2 protein-coding genes are annotated in these 2,540 nt (G+C 51.3%); both read right to left on the bottom strand.

Annotated elements, in window-relative coordinates; all coding sequences use genetic code 11:
* Positions 1-298 precede the first annotated feature (298 nt).
* Positions 299-2,077 carry a PglL family O-oligosaccharyltransferase gene (locus GPA21_RS19830; protein ID WP_168989793.1) on the bottom strand — a complete coding sequence of 593 codons (1,779 nt, stop codon included), beginning with the start codon at positions 2,075-2,077 and terminating at the stop codon, positions 299-301.
* A 118-nt stretch (positions 2,078-2,195) separates the two neighbouring features.
* On the bottom strand, positions 2,196-2,540 hold a 345-nt coding region (locus GPA21_RS19825; RefSeq protein ID WP_211163725.1), incomplete at its 5' end, for a pilin.

Raw genomic sequence — 2,540 nt, 5'->3', positions numbered from 1 at the left:
GGCCTGAGGCGGGCGAGTTGAGCGGCTGGTTGCATCGGAAGAATGATAGCCCCCCTGACGTAACCGACGCGGGCTTTCAGGGTGAGGCTAGGCTCGTGCTACGAAGCTAGGCCTGACCCCTTTCCTTTCCTCATGCCTTGGCGTGAAGAACATCGGAAAGCCGTGTGCGGGAGAACCGCATGCACGGTTTGATGAGGGAGGACTGGTGACTGGAACTACGGCCGGACTATTGAGGCACCGCCAGACGAAAGGGGCGGCAACGGATAGGTTTGACCTACGGGATCGACGAGCCAGTTCTCTACTCTACCCGATTTCCTTGACCCCGATTTCCTTCGCTATCGAACTCGGGTGGCCACTGAATACCTGCCAACTCCCCAACTTCCTCTTGGCGCGCTAACCAAACTCTTTGTGCAATAGCGCACTCGTCTTCGGAAACTAGCATGCATATGCGGCCCAACCAGTAGGTTGCCTCTTCGTGCTCCCCGCCTCGTCCCAGGGCTTCTGAGAACTTAGTCATATTCAACGCACTTGGGTAACGATTTACAACGCGCCTCATCCAAGCAAGATTCTCTCCATCAACGCCATCGTCAATTTCAAGCCTCGCAAACCTTAAATTTTCTCGCAGCTGATCAAGCATAAACACTTCTGGTGTAGCTGCCGCCCCCCCAGTTCCGATACGCCGCATTTCAAAGCGCAAAGCAAAGAAATTCTCTTCTATTTTTAGATACTCGTGAACCGTTATCGCCAAGCCCAAGGCGCAGACCAGCCATATGAAAGCAACTGCCTTCCAGTTCAAAACGAATAGAGCGCGCTGCTGGAGACTCCCACACAAAGACCCCACAAAAACGCCGGTAGGCAGAAGAAAGTACGCATAATGCAATGGGAACTCAAGCATCGCGTGCACTCCCACCGTAGTCACGGCGAACAACAATAGCACCTGCATCTCGCTTTCAATCTTTTTGAAAACATGAATGTACCAAACAACTAAAGCTACAATCAGCATTAAACCAAGCGGAATACCGGTCCACACCAATAGATCGACGAGAAGATTGTGTGCTTGCGAAAAAGAGAGTCCATACAGCTTTTCGTGTGAATCAATCACTGCAACCTGCGCCAGCAGCGTCTGATTCCAGCCGTAACCAAACCAGGGCGCAGCAAATATAGCATCGAGAAACATCCACCATGCAAGCGGGCGAACCACAAGCCCAGCAGAAGCACGCCCCCCTAAATCATAACCCTCTAGATATAGCAACCGACTAATGGGCTCGATAGAGAATACGAAAAGAAAGAACAAGCCGCCAAGAACGGTTATCAGTAACGGCGTCCGAGAATTCGACCATGCCCTTCGGAAAATCCATGCTCCGACAACAAGACAGATAACTACTAGCCAAGCAGTTCTAGACTGAGTCAGAGCCAACCCAAAAAGGATAAAGGTGCTGCACATCAGAAAGACACCCGTCCGCACGACACCCCTCAGCGCTGCCCAACCTATGGCTACAAGCCCCCATACAAGCAGCGTAGCGAGTTGATTCGGTTGTCCCAGGTTTGCATAGGGTCTACCACCAACTAGATCGAGGACCCATATATCTGTCACTGCTCCGAATCGTGTCATCCCGAACCACTGATATAGCTGCAATCCAACCGATATGATCGCTGCTACACCGATAGCACCGAAGAGAACGTCGACAAGCAACCACTGTCGCTGACGAACAAGCGAGTCGGAAATCAGCAGTGCGACGAGTAAACCACCAAGATAGAGGAGCGACACCCACATATCCCCGGCGAAAATAATCGCTCCAAAAAAATACTGGCCGAACACCAAGGCGATTGCTAACAGCACAACGAAAGCAGTTTTAGTCCAATAGACTCTCGCTCTATTAAATACTAATAACACACCGGTGACGACAGCTAAGCTGACAGCAATCCAGGCGTCCGAATGAAATGAAAGCCAAGGCAGATGATGATTTGGCAACAACCAAGCGCACGCTATCACGACTGCGGCAATCGAGCACCAGAGACTCCGATCGAATATTTTTTGCCCCCCCCGATCATTAATGCCGTCGCAATATTTATACATGTTTCGGATTATGAACTACGCGCGCAGATTCACAGAGACCAGATACCAGCATTCAATGAAAAGAGCCAGCGCCCCTTGGCACTGGCTCTTTTCGGATACGCTAACTGTCAGTCACGCATTAACGGCAGCTGGCCGGGAGATACTTCGTGTCAATGCTACCACCGCATACCCAAGTCACTTGGCCGGTTGCAGCAACATAGGTTCCTTCTAGTTCAATGTTAGCGCCGGTAATGCGCGGATCACCTTGAGCCACGGCTCGGATAACACCAGTGGTTGCATTAGTCCCAATGTAAGACACAGAAGCCACGTATTGCGACTGCTGCGTTTGGATGTTAAGGGCACCTCGAATAACGCGAGGTTTTCGTTGAATCCCGCCGCCAAACAATGACAGCGACCGAACTCGGTTCAATTTCTCCGGCAAATCACCGCTTTTCTCTGCGGTGTCGCCCCGTTTTCTCTTCGA

Origin of the sequence: Azoarcus taiwanensis (assembly GCF_012910885.1) — a bacterium.
Lineage (GTDB): Bacteria > Pseudomonadota > Gammaproteobacteria > Burkholderiales > Rhodocyclaceae > Azoarcus_F > Azoarcus_F taiwanensis.
This window is presented reverse-complemented; position numbering and strand designations above follow the sequence as displayed.